The following is a 21,616-nucleotide window of genomic DNA, read 5'->3' as shown; positions in this document are numbered from 1 at the left end:
TCGTGCTCAAGGCGCGGCAACTGGGCGTCACCACCTACGTGGCCGCGCGTTTCTTCATCTCGACCATCACCCGGCCGGGCACGCTGACCGTGCAGGTGGCGCACGACCGGGCGTCGGCCGAGCAGATCTTCCGTATCGTGCACCGCTTCCTGGAGAACCTGCCGGAGCGGTTGCAGACCGGGGCGCTGGCGACGTCGCGCGACAACGTGGGCCAGATCGTCTTTGCCCGGCTGGACTCGGAGTACCGCATCGAATCGGCGGCCGACTCCAGCGCCGGCCGGGGCATGACCATCCAGAACCTGCATTGTTCCGAGGTGGCCCGCTGGCCGCGCGACGCCGCCGCGACCCTGGCATCGCTGCGCGCCGCTGTCCCCGGCAACGGGGAGATCGTGCTGGAGTCCACGCCCTGCGGCGCCGGCGGCGTCTTCTACGAAGAGTGGCAGCGCGCCGACGAGTCCGGCTACGTGAAGCACTTCTTCCCCTGGTGGTTCGAGGAATCCTACACGGCGGAGGACGCAGGAAGCAGACGGCAGGACGCAGGAGGAGGTCTACTGCTCCCTGCCTCCTGCCTCCTGCAAACTGACCTTACAAGCGACGAGCGAGAGCTCGTCGATCGTGAAGGCCTGACCCTCGGCCAGATCGCCTTCCGCCGCCACCTGCAGTCCGAGTTCCGCGGGCTGGCGCCGCAGGAGTACGCCGAGGACGATACCCACTGTTTCCTGGCCAGCGGCGAGTGCGTCTTCGACCTGGAGAAGATCGAGGCCCGGCTGGCGGAGTGCGGCGAGCCCTACGAGGTGCGCGACAACGGCCGCCTCAGACTCTGGCTGCCTGCCAACGGGCACCAGTACATCGTCGGAGTGGACCCGGCGGGCGGCGGCAGCGAGGGCGACTACGCCTGCGCCGCGGTGATCGAGCGCACGACCGCGATGCAATGCGCCGAGCTGCGCGGGCACTTCACGCCCCAGGAGCTGGCTGCCCGGGTGGCGGCTCTGGCGCACGAATACAACCACGCGCTGGTGGCCGTCGAGCGCAACAACCACGGCCACGCCGTGCTGGCCCACCTGGCCCGCGGCGACAAGTACGAGCGGCTGTATGAGCACGGCGGACAACTCGGCTGGCTGACCTCGGCGGTCACTCGCCCGGCGATGCTGGCCAACTTCGCCGCCGTCCTGACCGATGCGCCGCAACTGTTCTCCAGCCGGGCGCTGCTGGAGGAGTGCCGGACCTTCGTGCGGCACCCGGACGGCACCTCGTCCGCCGCCGGCGGCGCCCATGACGATTGCGTGCTGGCCATGGCCATCGCCCTGGCCGTCCGCCAGGAGATGGTGGACGACCGCCCGGGGCTGCAGCTGGCCACGCTGCCCCTGCGGTGATCGAGCCATCGAGCGATCGAGCCATCGCGTCATCTTCACCTGGCCCGATGACCCGATGGCCCGATCTGACTTTCCCGTGTGTCGGGCGTCACAGACGGATGTACACGCCGGACGTACGATGCGCGGTTGGTCACGGCCGTCCAACACGTGCGGCGTATGCGCGGTGGCGCCCAATCGCAAATGATGCGCGCCGACGACGGGAATTACTACGTCGTGAAGTTCCAGAACAATCCGCAGCACGTGCGGGTTCTGGCCAATGAGTTGCTCGCAACCAGACTGGCGGAATGCATCGGGCTGCCGGTCGCCGTGCCCGAAGTGGTTGAGGTCGGCGGATGGCTCATCGAGCACACCCCGGAGCTGCGCGTCGAACTCGCGGGGCAATCACTGCGGTGCGTGCCCGGGCTGCAGTTCGGGTCGCGGTACCTGGTGGACCCGCTGGCTGGCCAGGTCTTCGATTACATCCCCGACGAGCTGCTCGAGCGGGTGAAGAACATGGACGCTTTCGCCGGCGTCCTGGCCTTCGACAAGTGGACCTGCAACGCCAACGGGCGGCAGGCGGCGTTCTGGCGCAAGTCGCGGGAACGCCGGTATGCCGCGGCCTTTATCGACCAGGGATACTGCTTCAACGCCGGCGAGTGGACCTTCCCCGACTCTCCGCTGCGCGGCGTGTACATGCGCAACGCCGTCTATGCCGGCGTGAGTGGCTGGGCGTCGTTCGAGCCGTGGCTGGAGCGCATCGAGGAGTTCGGTGAGAAGACCCTCTGGCAGTGCGCGGAAGGCATCCCGCCGGAGTGGTACGGAGCGGATTGGGAGGCGCTGGAGCGCCTGTGCGAGATGCTGCTGAAACGGCGTACGCGGGTGCGCGAGCTGATCGAATCGTTCCGGGACAGTTCCCGAGCGCCGTTCCCGAACTGGGGAGGGAGCCGTCAGCCATCAGCCATCAGCCGTCAGGAAAGGCCGGTGATCCAGTGAGAAATTTCCGTGAGCTGAAGGTTTGGGAGAAATCCCACGCCCTGACGTTGGACGTGTACAGGGCGACACAAAACTTCCCGAAACAGGAGCAATACTTGCTGACAAGCCAACTGCGGCGAGCGGCTCAATCCATTCCCGAGAACATAGCCGAGGGGGCGGGTAAGGACAGCCGTCGCGACTTCGGCCGGTTCCTGCAGATCGCGAAGGGTTCTGCGAGCGAACTTGAATACGAGCTCTTGTTGGCGAAAGACTTGCATTACCTGAACGAGACAGACTACGCACGCATGAATGAGGCAGTCGTCGAGATCAAGCGTATGCTGACTGGGTTTCTCCAGTATTTGGAGCAGCCGGTGGCGGCGTCTTCCTGACGGCTGATGGCTGATGGCTGACGACTTGAAACAATGCGAGTTCTTCCTGATCCGGTACGCGCCCGATGCGGTGAAGAACGAGTTCGTCAATGTCGGGGTGGCGGTGGTGGATCCTGAGGGCGCCGCCGATGTCCGCATCACCCACGACTGGCGGCGCGTGAAGTGCCTGGATCCGTCGGCCGATATCGAGCTCCTCGAAGGGCTGGAGAGCGATCTGCGGACGATGCTTGCCGACTCCGACCGCGAGCGGCTGCTCAGCAAGCTGCAGGATTCGTTCTCCAACGCCATCCAGCTCACGCCCGCCAAGGCGGTGCTGGCGGAGGACCCGGCGGTCGAGATCGAGAACCTGGCGCAGATGTACCTGGAGACGCGGCGTCCGGCAGGGAAGCGCGAACTGTCGGCGCGGCAGGCGATCTTCGTCCGCATGCGCGACGCCTTCGAGCAGGCGGGTGTGTGGAGGCTGGTGCGCCACCGTATCGCAGTCGCGCAGTACACCCACAGGGGCGACCCGCTGCGCATCGACTGCGGCTACCGGCCCAACGGCGAGGTCAAGATGTTCCACGCCGTCTCGCTCGCGACCGAGCCGGAGACGGCCAAGATTCTGGCTTTCTCCTTCCCCCAGATCGAAGCGGGGATAATGAAAGCCGAGCAGGCCAAAGCCTCGCTGACCGCCATCGTCGAAGACGACCTCGACCGCGGCGACGAGCAGGTGGCCTTCGCGCTAGCGACGCTGGAACAGGCGCGTATCGCCACCGCGATGACGGCCGACCTGCCCCGCATCGTCGATGGAGTGCGCGCCGAGTTGCGATTGTAAGACCGGATTTGCGATTTGTGATTGGTGAGTGGAGGACGTCAGACAAATCGCAAATCACCAATCACCAATCACAAATCACAGATTCCGCGTTCATCCGCGGAAAAGAATCCTTATGAAAATCAAAGAGACGTTGTTGAGCGCTCTCAAGCGCCTGGGGGCGAGTGTGCCCAAGCGGCGCACGCTGCCGCTGCCCTCCATCCTGAGCACCTACGCGCCACGGGGCGCCGAGGGCGCGCTGCCCAAGTGCACGCCCTACAACCTCCGAAAATTCGCCGAGACGCCCATCGCACGCAAGGCCCTCAACACTATCAAGGACCGGGTGGCCGGGATGCGCTGGCGCATCCAGCCGAAGAACGGCCGGGCGCTCGAGGAGCTGCCTGAGGGCGCCGAGCGCATCCGCGTGCTCACCGACAACTTCGACGCTCCCAACTCCGACGACAGTTTCCGCTCGCTGGCTGAGCAAGTGCTCGAGGACGTGATCGTGGGCGGTTTCGGCGCCGTCGAGGTCCAGCTCACCGACGAGCCGGACCGTCCGCTGGCGCTCTGGCCGGTGGACGGCTCCACCATCCGCATGCGCGCCGACTGGGACGGGCGTCCCGAATCGCCGCGTTACACCCAGGACACCGGCCGCGCCGGGCCCGAGGGGCGGATCGTGCTCAACGACGACGAGCTCATCTACATCCGGCTGAACCCGCGCACCCACACGCCCTTCGGGCTGGGGCGGCTGGAGGTCGCGTTCGAGACCATCAACGCCTTCCTGGGCGCGCACCGTTACGCCGCGCGCCTGGCGTCGAACTCGGTGGTGCAGTACGCGCTCTGGCTCCAGGACCTGACGCCGGCGCACCACGAGCGGCTCATCCGCTGGTGGCAGGACGAGATCGAGGGCACGGGCCGCGTGCCCATCCTGTCGGTGGAGCACAAGCCGGAGGTGCTGCGCTTCGGCGGCGGCACCGACGCCGACCTGCGCCTCTCCTGGCAGGAGTTCCTGCTGCGCGTCATCGCCGACGCCTTCGATATTCCGCCGTTCTTCCTCGGCTTGGAGCACGACGTCAACCGCTCTACCGCCGGCGAACTCTCGGAGCTCGCCTTCCGCCAGGCCATCGTGCCCACTGCGCGCCTGCTGGCCGAGCACCTCACGCGCGACGCCATCGGCAAGAAGCTCGGCTGGCACGACCTGGAGTTCGTCTTCACCGACACCGAGGTCCGCAACGAACGCGAAGAGGCCGAGATCCAGGAGATCCTTCTGCGCAGCGGAGTGATGACGGTGAACGAGGTGAGAAGGATGCGGGGGCTACCGGAGATAACGATGTAGATCTTGTTGTTCACCTCCACGGATCCGCATGGACTTCAAGGCGGAGAAGCGACCGACGTCGATGAGGTGGGTGATAGTCGTGGCTACCAAGAAGAAAAAGAGTGAATACACGACTGCGGCAGCCAGGCAAACGGCCCAAAGCGGCGGGTCCTTCATCCACGACATGAGGCCCGAACCGGGCGACAGCACGATCGAACCCCCGAAACCGGCCAAAAGATTAGCCCAAACGTGCGGCCCTTCTCTTCCCTTGATGACATCGTTGTAAGCCCATAGCACTATGGCGGTGGCAATCGCCTCTGATACCAGCAAGTTCACGTGCCAGCGCCGCAACCCGAGCATGCGCAAATCTTAGCACCTCGGCGGTCTCGGCGGTGGAATCCGAAAAACTTATGACCTTTGAACTCGAATCCATGGCGATCGAGATGCCCGCGGTGTCTCGACACCCTAATCGTCTGCCCTTCCGCGGGGTGCTGACCCTGGTGGACGTGCCCAGCGACCAGCCGCCGCAGGGAGCGCGCGAGCATCGCGTGCTGCTCACCCGCGAAGCCGCCGAGAAGGCCCTACCTTCATTGCTCGGCATGGCCCTGGACTTCTCGCCGGCGCTGGATGCGCATGATGCCAAACGCAAGGTGGGCATCATCACTTCTGCTGACGTGGTTGAGTCGGCAGTCGGCAGTCGTCAGTCGGCAGCCAGTGGTCAGTGGTCAGTGGCCGGTGGCCAGCCCACGACCCACGACCCGCGACCGACGACTGTTCTCGAAGTAAGCGGCTACCTCTTCGCCAAAGATTTTCCCGAAGTCGTGCGCGAACTGCGGCGCAGCGCATCGCGGCTGGGGATGTCCTACGAGATCTCCGACGCCACCGTGCAAGACGTGCACGCCTCCGTCTGGACGCTGACCGAAGTCACCTTCACCGGCGCAGCCATTTTGCGGCGTGAAAAGGCCGCGTATCAGCAGACGTGGATCGAGCTGCAACTCACGTCAGAAACCCAATCCAGTGTCAGCCCGAGCGGGCTTCAGCCTGCGAGGGACCTGCTTTTGCCCCAGTGAACAGCAGGTCCCTCGTCGTACTGCCGTCCTCCTCGGGATGACACAAGCTAGGAGCTAGGACCTAGCAGCTAGGAGCTAACGAATGAACGAACAACTCACCGAACTGATCAACCGCCTGGCCGCGGCCGCGGAGGCGATGGAGCGCACCGTCGCCGCCGTGCACGCGCAGCGCGACGAGCTGTCGGTCAAGATCGACCGCATCGTCGCCGCGGTGGACGAATCCGCCGCTCGCCACGAGCTCGAGGCCCGCATCGCCGACCTGGAGCGCGCCAACACCGAACTCAAGGCCCAACTGGAGCGCCGGCCGGTCGAGCGCAAGACCCTGCCGCCGCTCGTGACCGCGCTGCTCTCCAAGAACGGCATCGAGGACCTGCACGCCCGCATCGACACGGGGCTGCTCGACAAGATGCTGGGCTCGCTCGCCGTGGACCAGCGCATCGCCGTCAAGGCGCAGATGGCGGAGGCGGGGCTGATCGAGTAGTCGTCAGTCGCCGGTCGCCAGTCGTCAGCGCACGCAAGACATTCCGAGCGAAGCGAGGAAGCCCTACCCGAACGAGAACGCTTGGGTCGGGTAGGGTTCCCTCGCTGCGCTCGGGATGTAAGAAAACAACACACCTTTCGAAAGGACACAGCATGACCGCAAAATTCCTCGACATCCACGCGGCCGCGGACTATCTCGGCCCGGGCGCGGTGGAGATCAATCGCTACCAGTCCGAGATCACCGACATTGTGAAGCGCCGCGGCGTCTTCGGGCAACGCATCAAGCAGGTGCCGGCCACCGGGCATCCGTCACGCTTCTTCGAGCAGACGGCAATCGTCTCACCGACCGCCGCCCAGGCTTTCACCGATCCGCGCAACATCGTGACCGTGGTCGGCTCGCCGACCCGCGTCGAGCGCTCGGTGCCGCTCAAGGCGCTGGTCTCGCAGATCAACTACAACCTGTTCGACACCGAGGTGGGCGCGCAGCAATCGCAGTTCGCCTTCCTCCAGGCCAAGGACTTGGCCGACGCCGTCGAAGGCCTGCTGCGCACGCACGACGTGGCGCTGTGGAACGGCAACGACACCTCGCTGACCACGCCGACCACCAACCAGTACTACGGCGCCGCGGGTCAGATCGCGGCCGGAGGCCAGACCGACACCGTCGGAGTCTCGGAATCCATCGTGGACAAGCTCAAGGGGATCATTGCCCTGATGGTCGCCAACAGCTCCTACGAGGTGCGGCCCACCGCCATCTACTCCAACCCGGTGCTGCTAGATCTGATCGACCGCGAGATGAAGCAGGCCTACAACGTGGTGCTGTCGTCCACCCAGATCGCCGGCGGCCTGGTGGTGAAGACGCTCTCCACCCAGGCGGGCGAGATCCCGCTGATCCCGGAGTGGGCGCTGAGCTACACCGGCACCCCCGGCCAGGGCACGGCGCAGTTGCCCTGCTACATTGTCAGCGAGCCGATGATCGAGTACCACTGGCTCACCGACCCCAGCCCGCGCGTCTTCAAGCTGGGCACCGCCGCCGCGCTCGGCCAGCAGATGGTGATCGTGAAGTTCGGCGCCGTCGTGGTCAAAGGCGCTGCCTACGCGCATTACAAGGTGACCGTAACCCGCTAGTCGTTGGTCGTCGGTCGTTGGTCGTCGGCGAGTTGCAGCGACTGGCGACCGACGCTCACCTTATCTGTGGGGTGGAGAGCAGCGGAGCGGGGTGAAGGGGTTCCTTCGCCCAAGAGAGAAGGTGTTTCCACCGCGCGATCAACCGCAGCGTGCCTTCCTCCGGACCCGTGATGAAGAGGGCACCGACAAATAGGAGCGCAGCTCCCAACACCAGCAGGGCAGCCACGAATAAGCGCAGCAGAAAAAGCAGCCAACGCATGTACTTAGCGTACTCCGAGAATCAACCAAAATGAACTATCTCGATCCATCCGAATACGAGACTTACGGCCTGGAGAAGGCCGTTCCGGCGGCGTTTGTGGCCGCGGCGTCTTCACTCATCGACGCGCACTGCCGTCGGGAGACGCTCGGCGTGGCGCAGTACGTGGAGCGTCTGCGCCTGGGCGGGCGCGGCGGCTGCCGCCTGAGCTTCCTCCCCCTGGCGCCGCTCGCGCCCGCCACCAGTCCCCTGGTCAACGTGCGCGCCCGCTACGGCGTGCCCCGCGATCCCGACGAACTCGGCCTGCAGGTGGCCGGGGCCTTCGGCCTGCCCGGAACCTGGACCGACCTCGACCCGGCGCAGGTGGAGTTCGACGCCGCCACCGGCGAGCTCGCGTTCCCGCCCAATGCCCTGGGCCTGGCCTTCAACGAAGTCGAGGTCACGTACACCGGCGGCCTCGACCCCATCCCCGAGCCGGTCAAGCACGCCTGCGCCCAGATCGTGCGCAACGCGCTGGCCGCGCCTGCGCTCAACGTGCGGGCCGGGAGCATCGACCGCATGCGCCTCGACTATTTTGCCGACACCCTGCTCGACGACACGGTGCGCGCGCAACTCGCTCCCTACGTCGCACAGAAACTCTAGTCAAAAACCGGCGTCATGCTGAGGAGGCTTTCAGCCTCCGAAGCATCTCGCGTGTGCCGCCGACGTACTTGCCGCTGCACGCGAGATCCTTCGGACCTAAAGGTCCTCAGGATGACGCCTTCAATATTGGGGTGATGCCATGAACATCGATTCCCCCACCGCTGCCCGTGGTCTGGCCATCGCCCAGGCGACTGAAGCCATGCTGCGGTCGCTAGGCGGCCGCGAGATCACCATGCTGCTGCCCATGAGACTCGAACCCGGCGACTGCACCGGCGCGCTGGAAGAAGTGCCGGTCGCGCCTGCCGTCCTCAGGTCAACCGGAGAAGACCGCTTCGAGTTGCTGCTGGGCGCCAAGACCGCGAACCTCATCGCGGAGGTGCGTGGCTTCGAGACCGCCGACGCGCTCTTCCAGGCGGTGGTCGGTTTCGAGCGCGGCGAGACTCTGCTGCGCATCGCCACCGTCGGCGTGGACACCTTCGCCGGCGAGCCCTATCTCTACCGCCTCACTTTGGTCGCCTGACATGAAGACGAAGATCAGAAAAGAGATGGCGCCGGTGGCGCGACGGGTGCGCGCCTACTTTGCGCCCGTGGACCGTGCCATCGGTGCGCCGACCGTCTTCGATCCCGCCCGGGCATTCGACCTGGACGCACCGTGCGCGCCCTGGATCGATCTCGGCGCGATCGACAACTTCTGCCGCACGCCGGCGACCAAGGTGCAAGCGGTGTGCCGCGGCGCCAAAGCTGCCGCCGCGGCCCAGTTCCGCAGCCGCCTGGAGGCGCGGGTGGAGTTCGACTTCCGCGAGTGGGGCAAGCTGCAGATGGCGCTGGCCGCCGGCTCGCAGCACATGAACGTGCTCGAGGAAGCGGAAGACGCAAGCGCCTGTGCTTCCGGTGGCACGGCCGTGTCGGCCGTGCCGCTGGCCGCCGACTCCACCGCCGGCGAATTGGTGTTCGCCGCAGCGCCGCCTTTCGCCGCCGGCGACCTGCTCGCGGTGGACATCGATTATGCCGACCAGACCGGCTACGTCGGAACTGGGATCGCGGCCGCTTTCGTCCGCGATCCCACCGACGTCCAGCACGAGGCGGACTACATCCGCCGCGTGACCTTCAACGTCGGGCGCGTCGCCACCGTCTCCGGCACGACCGTGACCTTGGAGCAGGCGCTGCTTGGCGGCGTGCCGCCGGCGGGCGCCGCGGCGCAGAAGGTCGTCGCCTTCGTGGACCGCGAGGGCGGCAGCTTCTTCCAGGAGTGGTCGGCGCTGTTCGTGCTGCCGGAGGAGGCGGGCGGGCGCGTCTGCTTCCACTATCCGCGCTTGCAGGCGGCGGCCCCGGCGCAGGAGACCGCCATTGAGATCGCCGACCCGCTGCGCTCGTATGCCTTGCACGCCGCGTGGCTGGCGCTGCCGGTCACCGATCCCAACGACGGCGAGCAGGTGGTCTGCTACCGCAGTCACGCCCCGGTCCGCAAGTGCGGCATTTTTTAGGGCAAATCTTTCAGAATCCCATCGTCCCCGGAGCTTTCGACGGAAACCCGCGTCCTGAGCGGGTTTCGGAACGCGGAAATGCGGGCGCAGTGTACCACCCGGCGCGGCGGCCGGCGGCTAGGGTGGCACTGCCCCCCGCTCGTGTACTTCAGGCAAATCTATGGATCTCTTGATCGATAACCTGGACGGGCAGGGGGCCCTCGACTACACCTCGGCCATCGAAGCCGAGAGTGCGCCGCGGATCCGGAGGCGCTTGAACACGCCGGCGGAGATGGAGGTGTCGCTGATCGGTGACAGTTCCGCCTTCCTGGTGCCCATGGCCGGCGCGCGGGTGGCGTTAGTGCGGGCAGACGGCTCCGCCGTCTTCACAGGATACTTACCGGCAGCGCCCGAGCCCGAATACCTCGGCTGGGGCGAGCATCCGGTCTTTCGCTATCAACTCCACGCCGTGGGCGACGAGTTCCTGCTCGACCGCAAGCAGCTGCCGGGGCGCGCACCCTTCATCCATCGCCCAGCGGGAAACGTTCTGAGGGAACTGGCGAATGAGCTGTTGCCCGGGGCCTTCGATCTCTCCGCTATCCAGGACCTGGACGTGCTGGCCTCCGTGCATTGCGACGCGCAGCGGGAGTGGTCGAAGCACGCGGCGGAGATCGCGCTGCGCGCGCGCGCCAGCTATCGCGCGCACGATGACCGCATCGTGTTCGCTCCCGTCGGCGCGGTCGCGCACGATCTTTCTGAGGGCTCGCCGGACTTCGATCCGGCGGCGCTGAAGCTGCGGTCCAATGGGGTGTGCCTGAACGACGTCGCAGTCACCGGGCGGATGGAGCCGAAGTGCTACGTCCACGACTACTTCCTGGCCGACGGGCTGACCCGCTACTTCGGACTTTCGCACGCGCCCTTCACCACCTACGGCGCGTTCTTGCTCGACGAGGAATACAAGGCCCCACTCTCCCCGCTGTACTGGACGCTGGGTGATGTGACCGGTGCGATCAGCGTCAGCGGCGGGAAGCTGAACGTGAGCGGGGGGCAGGGCGATGGCCTGACCACTCTCAGCTTCGTCGAAAAAGTCGAACTCGGCGGCGGGATCCTGCTGCAGCACGGCGAAGTGACTTTCAGCGGCGCCTCCGATGGTGTCCTGGGCGGACTCTATCCCGGCGCCATCAGCGCGGCCGGGTGCCTGGCGGGCTTCCGCATCTCGCCCTCGGGCTCGCAGTCCACCATCCGGGCGCTGCTCAACGGAGCGGCGACCGGGACCACCGTGACCACCGTGGCCGGGCACCGTTATGCCCTGGCGACCCGGATCTACTCGGCGCAGATCTTCCGCAGCCGCGAGATCTTCCACTCCTCCGTGCATGGCGCGGGCAACGGACGCGGCGGCGACAGCCTGGCGGGAGACGTGCGCGTGGTGCTCGAGCTCCGCGACATCAATCCTTCCGACCCTGCGACCCTGGCGGCGCCTTCCACCGTGCTGTATGACGGCGTCATCGCCGGTGCGCCGGGGTGGTGCGTGTATGCGCCGGTGAACGCCATCAGCCTCCACTGCTCGCTCACCTTCACCCGGGCGCGGCGCATGAGCGAGGCCGAGGTCCGCAGCGCCGTCCCCAACGGGGGCTATCGCACGCGCCTGGTGGGCGACTTCGCAGATGGCTGCGAATGCGCCGTAACCAACGGGCCGGAGGTCGCCTTCTACGCCGAGTACGTGCCGGTGCTCAACGAGAAGATCGTGGTGCGCTATCGCTCGCGGGGACGCTCCCTGGCGCGCGTGCAGGACCCCGCCAGCATCGCCACCCTCGCCCATGGCAGCGACGATGGAGTGCGGGCCGCGATCCGCGCCGTCGAACTGCCCGCACCGCGCACCTCAGCCGACTGCGAGAACGCGGCCCTGGCGCTCCTGGACGACGGCGGAGCCACCTGGTCGGGCGAGTACTCGTGCTGGAGCGATGCCCTGCCGGCCGCGACGGGCGATCTCTGGCCCGGCGATACTCTGGCGGTCGATCTTCCATCCCGCGCGGCCAGCTTCAGCGCGGTCGTGCGGGAGGTCCTGATCGAAGTGGCCGACCTGGAGACGGACCTCAGCCGGTATCGCATCGATTTCGCCAACGAAGCCGCCGGCCCGCTGGCCTTCGCTACCGCGGGCGCACAGCTCTCCACGCCGCCCGAGATCAGCGCGACCACCGAGACCGCCGGCAATATCTGTATCGCCGACCTCCCGGCAGCCGAGGTCACGGCTGTGACTTCGACCACGGTCACCATCGACGCCGGCGTAGACCCGCCCGCCGGCGGCGGCTTCGAGGTGCGGCGCAGCGACAGCGTCTGGGGCGCCGAGGGAGACCGCAACCTGGTCGGGCGAGTCACCACGCGCACGTTCACCGTCACCCGTATCTCCCGCGAAGTGGATCTCTACCTGCGCCAGTACGACGCCTCGACACCGCGCCGCTACTCGCGTTACTCCACGGCGCTGCATGTGGACTACCCGTTATGACCAACATCAACGAATTCGAACAGAAAGTACTCGCCGATCTTTCGGAACTGAAAGCCCACATGCGATGGCTGGTGGGGAACGGCACCCCCGGCGTCATCCAGGCGCTGGAGCGCCGTGTCGAAGAGCACGAGAAGTTCGTGCAGCGCGCCGGGGGCATCGGGGCCGCCGTTGGCGTGATCCTCACGCTGATCCATTTCGCCATCGACTACATGCGCATCCACGCCGGGCGGTAAGACAAAACCAAGTTAGAACGCAGAAGTTAGATTGCAGAAGTGGCCCGCACCGGTACGAGTCACTTCTGCAATCTTCGTTCTTACTTCTGCATTGCTCCTGCCTTTTCCTATGACCAAAGAAGAATTCATCGCGCTTGCGACGGAGGCGGCGCTGGCCTGCTCGCGGGTGACCGGGTTTCCCGCGGGCATCACCGTCGCCCAAGCGGCGCTGGAGAGCGCCTGGGGGCAGTCACGCTTGTCGCGCGAGGCCAACAACTATTTTGGCATCAAGGCCCACGGGAACGGGCCCTTCGTCGAGTTGCCCACGAGCGAGGTTCGGGGCGGCAAAGCGATCCGCTGCAGGGCCCGATTCGCCCGTTACGACTCGATGCAGACCTGCTTCGCCGATCGCGACCACTTGATTGCGACGCTCAGTTGCTACGCCGAAGCCCGGGCCTGCGCTGGGGACCCTGAAGCCTTCATCCGCGCCCTGGCCAGATACTGGGCCACCGACCCGCAGTACGCAGAGAAGGTCCTGGCGCTCTATCGGAACTGCCGCCTCGGCGCCCTCGACCAGCGCTAGCACCCAGTCTTCAGTAGTCAGTATCCAGCTCTTGCTGAGTACTGAGTACCGAGTACTGAGTACTCGCAGGAGGGCACATGAATTTTCTCGCCAAGTTGCTACGCGGTATCGCCTTCATCCCTGCCGTGGTCACCGGCATCGAAGGGCTGTTCGGCTCGAAGAGCGGGACCGAGAAGAAGGAATCGGTGCTGTCGTTCGTCGGCGCTGCCATCTCCATGACCGAGGCCATCACCAATCGCGAGATCCTCGATGAGGGCAAGTTCCGCGAGGGCCTCGGCAAGATCATCGACGGCACGGTACAGTGCCTGAACGCCAGCACCTGGGCCAAGCAGTAGGACGCAGTAGGCAGGTGGCAGGAAGCGGCATAATCAACTCGCCCTGCCTCCTGCTTCCTGCCGCCTGCCTTCTGATCAGTAGATCGATTCGTTCCACCCTTCCAGGATCTTCTTCAGGGTGGCCAGGAACCGGTCGGCGTCGGCGCCGTCCACGATACGGTGGTCGTAGCCCAGCGACAGGTGGATGATGTGCCGGATGACGATGGCGTCACTGCCGTCCTCGTCGGTACGCACCACCGGAGTCTTGAAGATCCCGCCCATGCCCAGGATGGCGACCTGCGGCTGGTTGATGATGGGCATCCCGAACAGCGGTCCGAAGACCCCGGGATTGGTGATGGTAAAGGTGCCGCCCTGCACGTCGTCGGGGCGCAGTTTCTTGGCACGAGCGCGCTCCGCCACGTCGCTGATGGCGCGCTGCAAGCCGACGAAGCTCAGGTCCTCGGCGTTGCGCACCACCGGCACGATCAGCCCCCAGTCGAGCGCCACTGCGATCCCCAGGTTGATGTTCTGGTGGTAGCGGATGGCCTCGCCCTCGACCGAGCTGTTGACGATGGGGTGCTGGCGGATGGCGTTCACCACCGCGCGCGCGAAGAACGGCATCATGGTCAGGCGGATGCCGTTCACCTGCTCGAATTTCGCTTTCTCGCGTTCGCGCAGGCGCACGATGCGGGTGACATCCACTTCGAACACCGAGTGCACGTGCGCGCTGGTGTGCTTCGACTCCACCATGCGCTGGGCGATGACCTTGCGCATCTGCGACATCGGCACCAGCTCGCCGGGGACGGCGATGGGCCCACGCTCGGGTATCGCAGGCGCAGGAGCTGCGGCCCGTTGCGTGACCTCGGCCGGACGCGGCGCCGGGGCCGCGCGCGAGGGCGCCGCCGCGCCACCACCGTGCTGCGCGATGAAGCTCTGGATGTCGTCCTTGGTGATGCGCCCGCCCAGTCCGCTGCCTTGCACCTGCGCCAGGTCCACGCCCTGCTCCTTGGCGATGCGGCGCACCAGCGGGCTGGAGCGCACGCGCCCCTCTTCACCCTCGCCGTGCGGGAACTCGATCACGCTCTCCTTGTGCTGCGCGACCGCCTGCTGCTGCGGAGGCGCGACGGATTCGACCTTGCGCGGCGCCGCCGCTTCGGCTGCCTGCGTGGGCGGCGGCGGGGCCGGGGCCTTCGCCGCCGGAGGGGTTTTGCTGGCCGCCCCTGCGCCGGCCGCTTCGCCCTCGGCCACGATGGTGGCCACGACGGTGTTCACCTGCACCGTCGTCCCTTCCTTCACCTTGATCTCGCCCAGGGTGCCGCTGGCGGGCGCGGGAATCTCGGCGTCCACTTTGTCGGTCGAGATCTCGAACAGCGGCTCGTCGCGCTGCACCTTCTCCCCGGGCTTCTTCAGCCACTTGGTGAGCGTGCCCTCAAAGATCGATTCGCCCATCTGGGGCATGACTACGTCGGTCGGCATGTTTCTTCCTTCCCCACAGTGCTGCTGGATGGCCCGGCAGCGGAATCGCAATCGGACATTATAAATAACTCGGCGCAAGCGCGTGCCGCACCTGTGTGATGCCGGCGGAGGCGGGTCGGCTTCGCGATTTCAGCGCGCCGGAGGCCACGGGTCTCCCCAGCGTGCCCGCCGAGCTGCCCGGAACGCTTCGCCGTCCGACTTGGCGACGGTGACCTCGCGGACCTTTGGGGCCTCACACAGCATCAGCTTGATGTGCCCTTTGCCATGCACCGGATGGCGCAGGATGCGCGCCGGCGCCTGCGGTGCAGCTTGGTCGCGGGCGAAGACGACGTAGGAAAACTTCTCGTCTTCGTAGCCGAGCTCTCCGGACTTGAGACGCCGGTGCAGCGAGGTGCGCTCCAGGCGCGCAGCGAAGTGGCACCAATCTCCGGGCCGATCCTGCATCGGACATTCCGCATCGGCGGGGCAGGGAGCGGCGATGTGCTGGCCTTGCGCGAGCAGGGCCTCGCGCAGAGGCAGCAGGGAAGCGAAGCCGCGCGGCGTGCCCGGCTCGAGGATGGCGAGAGCCTTTTGCGAGGCAGCCCACACCTTGGCTGTGACGGCCTGAGGGCCGTCGCTGCTGTCCAGTTCGCCCAAGGCATACGCCGCAATCACCAGATCGTGGGACTCGAACTTCACCGAGCGCAGGTCGCCGGTGATCCACTGGGCGTGGCCGAGCAGAGAGTGCCCGGCCGCAAGTTTTTTCCCCACCGCCATCATTTCCACATCACGCTCGATCAGGGCGACGCGCTCGAGTTCCGGAAAGATTTCTGTGGCCGCCCACGCCGCCGTGCCCGGCCCCGCTCCCAGGTCGAGCACGCTGCGCACGTCGCCGATCCGCGCGCGTACTTCCTTCAGAACGGAGGAAACCGCAGCATAGGTCGCGGGCAGGCGAATCAGCAGATAGGCGAGGCGATGTTCGGGAGTGTCCAGCGCGGTCTTCGGTTTATCGGTCCGGTAGCTCTCGCTCAGTTCATCGCTGGCGCGCCGGATGGTCTTGAGATCGCGGCCCTCGATGAGGGATTCGATCCCATCGGCCAGCGCGCGCGGAAGCTGCATCAGCCCACGATCGCCTTGTAGTGCGCCTCGGTGAGCGGGACGACCGACAGCCGCCCCTGCCGGACCAGTGGCGAATCTTTGAAAAGCTTGTTGGCTTTGATCTCGGCCAGGGTCGTCGGTTTCTTCACCGCGGCGCCGGCGGCGATCTTGACCCGGGGATTCTTCGGATCACTAGCGTCCACAGACAAGACCGACGCTGTGCCCACGACCTGCTTCTCATCGCCCGTGTGATAGATCACGAGCTTCGCGCCCGGCAGCATCTCGCGCAGATTCCTCAGCGCAACAGGATTGGTGACCCCATCCCAGACGGTCTGTTTGTCGCGTTGCAGGTCGGCGAAGCTGTACTCGGAGGGCTCGGTCTTCAGCAGGTAGAACATCAATAGCTCCGCAGCCAGCGTGCCTTCTCGACCACGTCTTTCGCACTGGGCAGAAAAACGTCCTCTAGAGGCGGCGAGAAGGGTACCGGCGTGTCTTTCGATGTGATGCGCACGATGGGCGCGTCGAGCCAATCGAAGGCTTCTTCGTTGATGATGGCCTCGATCTCGCCGGCGATGCCGCCGGTCTTGGTGTCTTCGTGCAGAACGATGACCTTATTCGTCTTCTTCACCGTTTCGGCGATGGCTTCGCGGTCCAGTGGCAGCAGGGTGCGCAGGTCGATGACCTCGAGTTCGACACCTCCTTTCGCCAGCGTCTCCGCTGCTTCCAGCGCCGTGTGCACCATAGCCGCGTAGGTGATGACGCTCACGTGCCGCCCCTCGCGCGCGATCCGTGCTTTTCCGATTGGCACCGTGTAATCGTCCTCCGGCAGCTCTTCCTTGATGCGTCGGTAGAGGAACTTGTGCTCCAGGTAGAGCACGGGATTGTTGTCGCGGATGGCCGACTTGATGAGACCCTTGGCGTCGTAGGCGGTGGCGGGCGCGATCACCTTCATCCCCGGCGTGTGCACGAAATACATCTCGGGATTCTGCGAGTGGAACGGCCCGCCGTGGACGCCGCCCCCGCACGGCCCACGCAGCACGATGGGTGCGGGCGCGCCCCAGCGGTAGTGCGACTTGGCCAGCATGTTGGTGATCTGGTTGAAGGCGCAGCCGATGAAGTCAATGAACTGGAACTCCGCGACCGGCCGCAGCCCGGTGAGGGCCGCGCCGAAGGCCGCGCCCACGATGGCCGACTCGGCGATGGGCGTGTCCACCACCCGCTCCGGCCCGAAGTGGTGGATGAAGCCGTCGGTGACCTTGAAGGCGCCCCCGTAGATGCCGATGTCCTCGCCGATGCAGAAGACGCTGGGATCGCGCTCCATCTCCTCCCACAACCCCTGCCGAATCGCTTCGAGATAGGTGACCTGTGCCATAGGTTCTAAATCTCACCGCGTAGGAACTTGTTCAGGATCGTGTCATACCAAGCTGCCGCGCGGACATCGGTGGTGAACACCTTGTCGCCATTGCATGCGAGAAGCTTCTCTAGACCCGGGATGTGCTCAGCACCGCAGATTACGAGTCCGGGACCATCCATAGTCTTTAGTTCTCGAAAGCGCTTCACCATGTAGTCCTCGCGCAGTGAAATGCCTCGGTCGCGCACCGCACCCTGATGCTGCTCATAATCTTCGGGGATGTTGGCGGCTCTGCGAAGATCTTGCGGCATATCAATCTCACCGTACTCGCAGCGGTTTTCACGAGCCAACTCTCGTGGAATCGTCTTCTCGCCCGGTCTGCATTCCTCTCCGACAAAACTGATCTTCTCCTTCTTGATTAGGTCGTCGAGGAACTCATAGAACTGCCCCTTGATCTTACGTTCTTCCCTCCGAGCGTCATCGGCATACTCCTGCAGGTCATAAGGCTGGAGCCAGTGATCCAGGCCTACAACGAACACATTCATTTCAAGTGCACCGCCGCTTCCGTCGTTTTCGGTTTCGCGCCACTCTTCCCGCCAGGCGTTTTCTTCAGACCGTACTTCGGCTTGACCTCGTGACAGACGCCGTCGCAGTACACGCCCTGGTGCGCAGCGTCGGTGGCCGGGTCGGGCATGGGTGACGCCACCGCCGCGTCCCGGTCGGCCTCGAGCTGCTGCTCGACTTCCGCGATCAGCTTCTTGTTCTCGTCAGGCGACAGCCACTTCTTCACGTTGACCAGGTAATTCTCGAAGCGCGCGATGGGGTCGCGCCGCTGCCAGTACTCGAACAACGGGCGCGGCACGTACTGCGCCGCGTCGTGGATGGCATGTCCCTTCATGCGCATCATCTTGGCTTCGATGAGGGTCGGGCCCTCGCCGCGGCGGGCTCGTTCGCAGGCCTCGTGCGCCGCGTCGTACACCTGACAGGCGTCGGTGCCGTCGATGATCAGGCTGGGCACGCCGTAGGCCAGGGCGCGCTCCGCCAGGTCTTTGATCACGAACTGGCTCTCGTTGGGCGTTGAATAGCCCCAGAGGTTGTTCTCGACGAACAGCACCAACCCGAGCTTCTGTACCGCGGCGAAGTTCAGCCCCTCATGGAATACGCCGGTGGATTGCCCGCCATCGCCGATGTAGGTCATGACCGCGATGTTGCGCCCCTGGTAGCGCGCGCCCAGCGCCACACCGGCCATCACCGGGATCAGGTCGCCGAGCATGGAGATGGGCGCGCAGACATTGCGTTCCTTGATGTCGCCGAAGTGCGAGCTGGCGTCGCGGCCCCAGGTGGGCGAGTCGGCCTTCGCCATGTACTGCCGCATGATGTCGCGGGCGGCGAAACCCCTGACCAGCAGCGAGCCCTGGTTGCGGATCATCGGCGCCAGCCACTCGTCTTTCTTCAGCGCATACGCCGACGCGCACGAGCACGCTTCCTGCCCCAGCCCGAAGTACACCCCGCCGACCACCTTGCCCTGTTTGTAGAGGTTCTCGAGCGCGGTCTCCATGCGCCGGTTCAGGTGCATCCAGCGGTAGATCTCGATCGACTGCTCGCGGCTCAGATACTTCGATTCGCGGATGGGCGGCGCGGGCCCGTCGAGCTTCCCGGTCACCTCCCAGCAGATCTCGCCGTTCTTAGTTGTCTGGCGGAGTTGGAAATCCGGCACTTCCAGCCGCCAATCGGGGATGCCGTAGCGAGCGGTGCGGACGGGCGCAGTAGAGACGCCCGTAAGGGCGTCTCCGCCATTGCTCCGTACCGAGACGTCCTGACGGGCCTCTCTACCGAAATTATGCGCCCGCACCGGCACCGTGCTGGCCCGATAGGCGGTCAGGTTCAGGTCGTTCAGGTTCTGCTTCGGCTTCTGCGGCTTATGCCCGTCTTTCTTGGTTTTCTTGGACATCGGATCCTAGGCCAGGGAAGTGTCGTTGCCGTGCAGCGCCTTGAGTCCCGCGGGCTCCTGCAGCGGGACTCCCACCGCCCGTCCCACCAGCGCGTCGAGAGTATCCACCCACAGCACCTGAGATTCAAATACCTTGCCGAAATTGCGGACCACGACCGTGGCGACGTCGTCGATGCCTGGCACGGCCCGCCCGGGATCGAGTTCCGCGATCGCCTTGTGCAGCGAAGTCACGGGCTTGTCGGCGATGCCGCAGGGCACGATCAGCTGGAAGTGGTCGAGGTCGGTGGTCACATTCAGCGCGAATCCATGGGAGGTGACTCCGCGTGAGATGTGCACCCCAATGGCGGCGATCTTCGCCTCGCCTTCGAAGGTCCACACACCGGTCAGTCCCTTGACCCGCCTGGCGGCGACGCCGAAGTCAGCGCAGGTGCGGATCAGCGCCTCTTCCAGGTGGCGCACGTAATCCACAGCGCCCATGCGCCGAAGCCGGTCGCGCAGGTCGAAGATGGGATAGCCGACGAGCTGTCCCGGCCCGTGGTAGGTCACGTCGCCTCCACGGTCGCATTCAAAGATCTCGACGCCGGCGCGCCGCATCTGCTCATCCGATGCGGTGATGTTCTTGCGGGTGGCGTTGCGCCCCAGCGTGATCACAGGCGGATGCTCCAGCAGCAGCAGCGTGTCGGTGATCCGCCGCTGCTTGCGCAGGTCCACCAGCGTCTGTTGCAAGCGGGTAGCGGTGGCGTAATCGACCCGGCCGAGTTGGACGATGCTGATGACCACTTCTATGCGTTGATTGCCATCCCGTACACGCTAGCGAAGGCGTCGCCCATCGCCTCGTAGAGCGTGGGATGGGCGTGGACGGTGAACATCATTTCCTCGATGGTGCTCTCGTTCTCCATCGCGGTCACCGCCTCGGAGACCATCTCCGTCGCTCCGGGGCCGATGATGTGGACGCCCAGGATCTCGCCGTACTTCGCGCCCGCGACCACCTTCACGAATCCCTCATGTGCGCCCACGATGGTCGCCTTCGAATTCCCCGCGAAGGGGAACTTGCCCACCTTGATGTCGAGCTTCTTTTCGCGCGCGGCCGCCTCGGTCAATCCCACCGAGCCGATCTGCGGCTCGCAGTAGGTGCAGCCGGGGATGAGTTCGCGCTTGACCGGCTTCGCCGGCTTGCCCGCGATCCTGGAGACGGCGACGATGCCCTCCATGGAGCCGGCGTGCGCCAGTTGCGGCATGCCGGCCACGATGTCGCCCACCGCGTAGATGCCGGGCTCGCCCGTTTGCATCCACTGGTCGGTGTGGATGAAGCCACGCTCGACCTGGATGTTCTTCACCTTGTCCAGCCCGATATTCTCAGTATTGGGCTTGCGTCCGACCGCGATCAGGATCTTCTCCGCCTCGATCCTCTGCTGGGTCTTGCCTTCGCCGCTGATGGAGACGGCCACGCCATCCTTTGTCTTTTCGACCTTCTCGACCTTGACGCCGACATAAAAGTCGATGCCGCGCTTCTTGAAGACCCGCGCCAATTCCTTGGAGATCTCCTCGTCCTCAAGCGGCACCAAGCGCGGCAGCATCTCCAGGATGGTGACCTCGGCGCCGAACGACTTGTAGATGGAAGCGAACTCCACTCCGACGGCGCCTGCACCCACGATGATCAGCGACTTCGGGATCTTCTCCAGGCTGAGGATCTCGATGTTGGTTAGGATGCGGTCGTCGGCCTGCATCCCCGGCAGCAAGCGGGCCTCCGAACCCGTTGCCAGGATCACGTTTCTGCTCTTGAGTGTGCTCTTTTGCCCGCCATTGTCCACTTCGATGTCGAAGGTTCCGCCCTTGGCTGGCCCGCTGAGCCTCCCATAGCCGGCAACGGTCGCTACCTTGTTCTTCTTCATCAGGAACTCGAGGCCCTTGGCGTGTTTGGTGACGATCTTGTTCTTGCGCTGCATGATCGCCGTCCAATCGAGCTTCACGTTCTCGCCGCCCACCAGCCCGAACTCCTTCCCTTCCTTCAGGTAGTCGTAGAGCTCGGCATTGAAGAGGAGTGCTTTGGTGGGGATGCAGCCCACGTGCAGGCAGGTGCCACCCAGTTTCGCGTTCTTCTCGATGAGCGCCGTCTTCAGGCCGTACTGCCCGGCGCGGATGGCGCTGGTGTATCCAGCCGGCCCGCTCCCGATGATGGCGACGTCGTAGTTGGTCTCAGCCAAGGTCGTGCTCCCGTTCTGGAAAGTATTCCGTCAGATAAGTAGTCAGTCATTGTACCGGAGACGCCCTGGCGGGCGTCTCTACGAAAGAGCC

At 65.4% G+C, this 21,616-nt stretch carries 24 protein-coding genes; 15 read left to right on the top strand and 9 right to left on the bottom strand.

Annotation, left to right across the window (positions count from 1 at the left end):
- From VMS96_06575 to VMS96_06555, 5 genes are all read left to right on the top strand, one after another.
- Positions 1 to 1,373: hypothetical protein (locus VMS96_06575; protein HVP43078.1), on the top strand; the 1,373-nt coding region annotated here is incomplete at its 5' end.
- 126 nt (positions 1,374 to 1,499) lie between these two features.
- Entirely contained in the window at positions 1,500 to 2,345 is an 846-nt protein-coding gene (locus VMS96_06570; GenBank protein HVP43077.1) for a HipA family kinase, read from the top strand.
- On the top strand, positions 2,342 to 2,713 hold the full coding sequence (locus VMS96_06565) for a four helix bundle protein (protein HVP43076.1): 372 nt from the start codon (positions 2,342 to 2,344) through the stop codon (positions 2,711 to 2,713). The genes VMS96_06570 and VMS96_06565 overlap by 4 nt, the downstream gene beginning before the upstream one ends.
- Positions 2,714 to 2,726: 13 nt before the next feature.
- On the top strand, positions 2,727 to 3,527 hold the full coding sequence (locus tag VMS96_06560) for a DUF3037 domain-containing protein (protein HVP43075.1): 801 nt from the start codon (positions 2,727 to 2,729) through the stop codon (positions 3,525 to 3,527).
- A gap of 112 nt (positions 3,528 to 3,639) precedes the next feature.
- The gene (locus VMS96_06555) at positions 3,640 to 4,839 is read left to right on the top strand and encodes a phage portal protein (GenBank protein HVP43074.1); all 1,200 of its coding nucleotides are present in this window, start codon (positions 3,640 to 3,642) and stop codon (positions 4,837 to 4,839) included.
- Here VMS96_06555 and VMS96_06550 read toward each other — a convergent pair.
- Positions 4,819 to 5,178, bottom strand: a complete 360-nt coding sequence (locus tag VMS96_06550) for a hypothetical protein (GenBank protein HVP43073.1) — start codon at positions 5,176 to 5,178, stop codon at positions 4,819 to 4,821. The two genes, VMS96_06555 and VMS96_06550, sit on opposite strands and share 21 nt — an antisense overlap.
- 50 nt (positions 5,179 to 5,228) lie before the next feature.
- Between VMS96_06550 and VMS96_06545 the strand changes: the two genes are divergently transcribed.
- From VMS96_06545 to VMS96_06500, 10 genes are all read left to right on the top strand, one after another.
- On the top strand, positions 5,229 to 5,888 hold the full coding sequence (locus VMS96_06545; protein ID HVP43072.1) for a hypothetical protein: 660 nt from the start codon (positions 5,229 to 5,231) through the stop codon (positions 5,886 to 5,888).
- An 82-nt stretch (positions 5,889 to 5,970) separates the two neighbouring features.
- Entirely contained in the window at positions 5,971 to 6,369 is a 399-nt protein-coding gene (locus VMS96_06540) for a hypothetical protein (GenBank protein HVP43071.1), read from the top strand.
- A 152-nt stretch (positions 6,370 to 6,521) separates the two neighbouring features.
- Positions 6,522 to 7,493, top strand: a complete 972-nt coding sequence (locus tag VMS96_06535) for a hypothetical protein (protein ID HVP43070.1) — start codon at positions 6,522 to 6,524, stop codon at positions 7,491 to 7,493.
- A 289-nt stretch (positions 7,494 to 7,782) separates the two neighbouring features.
- Entirely contained in the window at positions 7,783 to 8,391 is a 609-nt protein-coding gene (locus tag VMS96_06530; protein HVP43069.1) for a hypothetical protein, read from the top strand.
- A gap of 139 nt (positions 8,392 to 8,530) precedes the next feature.
- Positions 8,531 to 8,911, top strand: coding sequence for a hypothetical protein (locus VMS96_06525; GenBank protein ID HVP43068.1), 381 nt, complete (start codon positions 8,531 to 8,533; stop codon positions 8,909 to 8,911).
- A 1-nt stretch (position 8,912) separates the two neighbouring features.
- Positions 8,913 to 9,875, top strand: coding sequence for a hypothetical protein (locus tag VMS96_06520; protein HVP43067.1), 963 nt, complete (start codon positions 8,913 to 8,915; stop codon positions 9,873 to 9,875).
- Between the two features lie 160 nt (positions 9,876 to 10,035).
- Positions 10,036 to 12,357 carry a hypothetical protein gene (locus VMS96_06515; GenBank protein HVP43066.1) on the top strand — a complete coding sequence of 774 codons (2,322 nt, stop codon included), beginning with the start codon at positions 10,036 to 10,038 and terminating at the stop codon, positions 12,355 to 12,357.
- Entirely contained in the window at positions 12,354 to 12,590 is a 237-nt protein-coding gene (locus VMS96_06510; protein HVP43065.1) for a hypothetical protein, read from the top strand. The genes VMS96_06515 and VMS96_06510 overlap by 4 nt, the downstream gene beginning before the upstream one ends.
- 109 nt (positions 12,591 to 12,699) lie before the next feature.
- Positions 12,700 to 13,152 carry a glucosaminidase domain-containing protein gene (locus VMS96_06505; GenBank protein ID HVP43064.1) on the top strand — a complete coding sequence of 151 codons (453 nt, stop codon included), beginning with the start codon at positions 12,700 to 12,702 and terminating at the stop codon, positions 13,150 to 13,152.
- A 77-nt stretch (positions 13,153 to 13,229) separates the two neighbouring features.
- On the top strand, positions 13,230 to 13,487 hold the full coding sequence (locus VMS96_06500) for a hypothetical protein (GenBank protein ID HVP43063.1): 258 nt from the start codon (positions 13,230 to 13,232) through the stop codon (positions 13,485 to 13,487).
- Positions 13,488 to 13,562: 75 nt separating this feature from the next.
- On the opposite strand, the gene sucB is transcribed toward VMS96_06500, so the two are convergent.
- The 8 genes from sucB to lpdA all read right to left on the bottom strand — a co-directional run bounded on the left by sucB (position 13,563) and on the right by lpdA (position 21,525).
- The gene (gene sucB, locus VMS96_06495) at positions 13,563 to 14,942 is read right to left on the bottom strand and encodes a 2-oxoglutarate dehydrogenase, E2 component, dihydrolipoamide succinyltransferase (GenBank protein HVP43062.1); all 1,380 of its coding nucleotides are present in this window, start codon (positions 14,940 to 14,942) and stop codon (positions 13,563 to 13,565) included.
- 129 nt (positions 14,943 to 15,071) lie between these two features.
- A complete protein-coding gene (locus VMS96_06490; GenBank protein HVP43061.1) occupies positions 15,072 to 16,040 on the bottom strand; it encodes a small ribosomal subunit Rsm22 family protein in 969 nt (322 codons plus the stop codon).
- The gene (locus tag VMS96_06485; protein ID HVP43060.1) at positions 16,040 to 16,417 is read right to left on the bottom strand and encodes an EVE domain-containing protein; all 378 of its coding nucleotides are present in this window, start codon (positions 16,415 to 16,417) and stop codon (positions 16,040 to 16,042) included. Before VMS96_06485 ends, VMS96_06490 begins: the two co-directional genes overlap by 1 nt.
- Positions 16,417 to 17,391, bottom strand: a complete 975-nt coding sequence (locus VMS96_06480; protein HVP43059.1) for an alpha-ketoacid dehydrogenase subunit beta — start codon at positions 17,389 to 17,391, stop codon at positions 16,417 to 16,419. Before VMS96_06480 ends, VMS96_06485 begins: the two co-directional genes overlap by 1 nt.
- A gap of 5 nt (positions 17,392 to 17,396) precedes the next feature.
- Entirely contained in the window at positions 17,397 to 17,915 is a 519-nt protein-coding gene (locus VMS96_06475; protein HVP43058.1) for a hypothetical protein, read from the bottom strand.
- Positions 17,912 to 19,321: a thiamine pyrophosphate-dependent dehydrogenase E1 component subunit alpha gene (locus tag VMS96_06470; protein HVP43057.1), complete on the bottom strand. Its 1,410-nt coding sequence runs from the start codon at positions 19,319 to 19,321 to the stop codon at positions 17,912 to 17,914. The genes VMS96_06475 and VMS96_06470 overlap by 4 nt, the downstream gene beginning before the upstream one ends.
- Positions 19,322 to 19,327: 6 nt before the next feature.
- On the bottom strand, positions 19,328 to 20,101 hold the full coding sequence (gene lipB / locus VMS96_06465; GenBank protein ID HVP43056.1) for a lipoyl(octanoyl) transferase LipB: 774 nt from the start codon (positions 20,099 to 20,101) through the stop codon (positions 19,328 to 19,330).
- A 2-nt stretch (positions 20,102 to 20,103) separates the two neighbouring features.
- Entirely contained in the window at positions 20,104 to 21,525 is a 1,422-nt protein-coding gene (gene lpdA / locus VMS96_06460) for a dihydrolipoyl dehydrogenase (GenBank protein ID HVP43055.1), read from the bottom strand.
- Positions 21,526 to 21,616: the final 91 nt, after the last annotated feature.

The organism is Terriglobales bacterium (assembly GCA_035543055.1).
GTDB lineage: Bacteria > Acidobacteriota > Terriglobia > Terriglobales > Acidobacteriaceae > JAIQFD01.
This window is presented reverse-complemented; position numbering and strand designations above follow the sequence as displayed.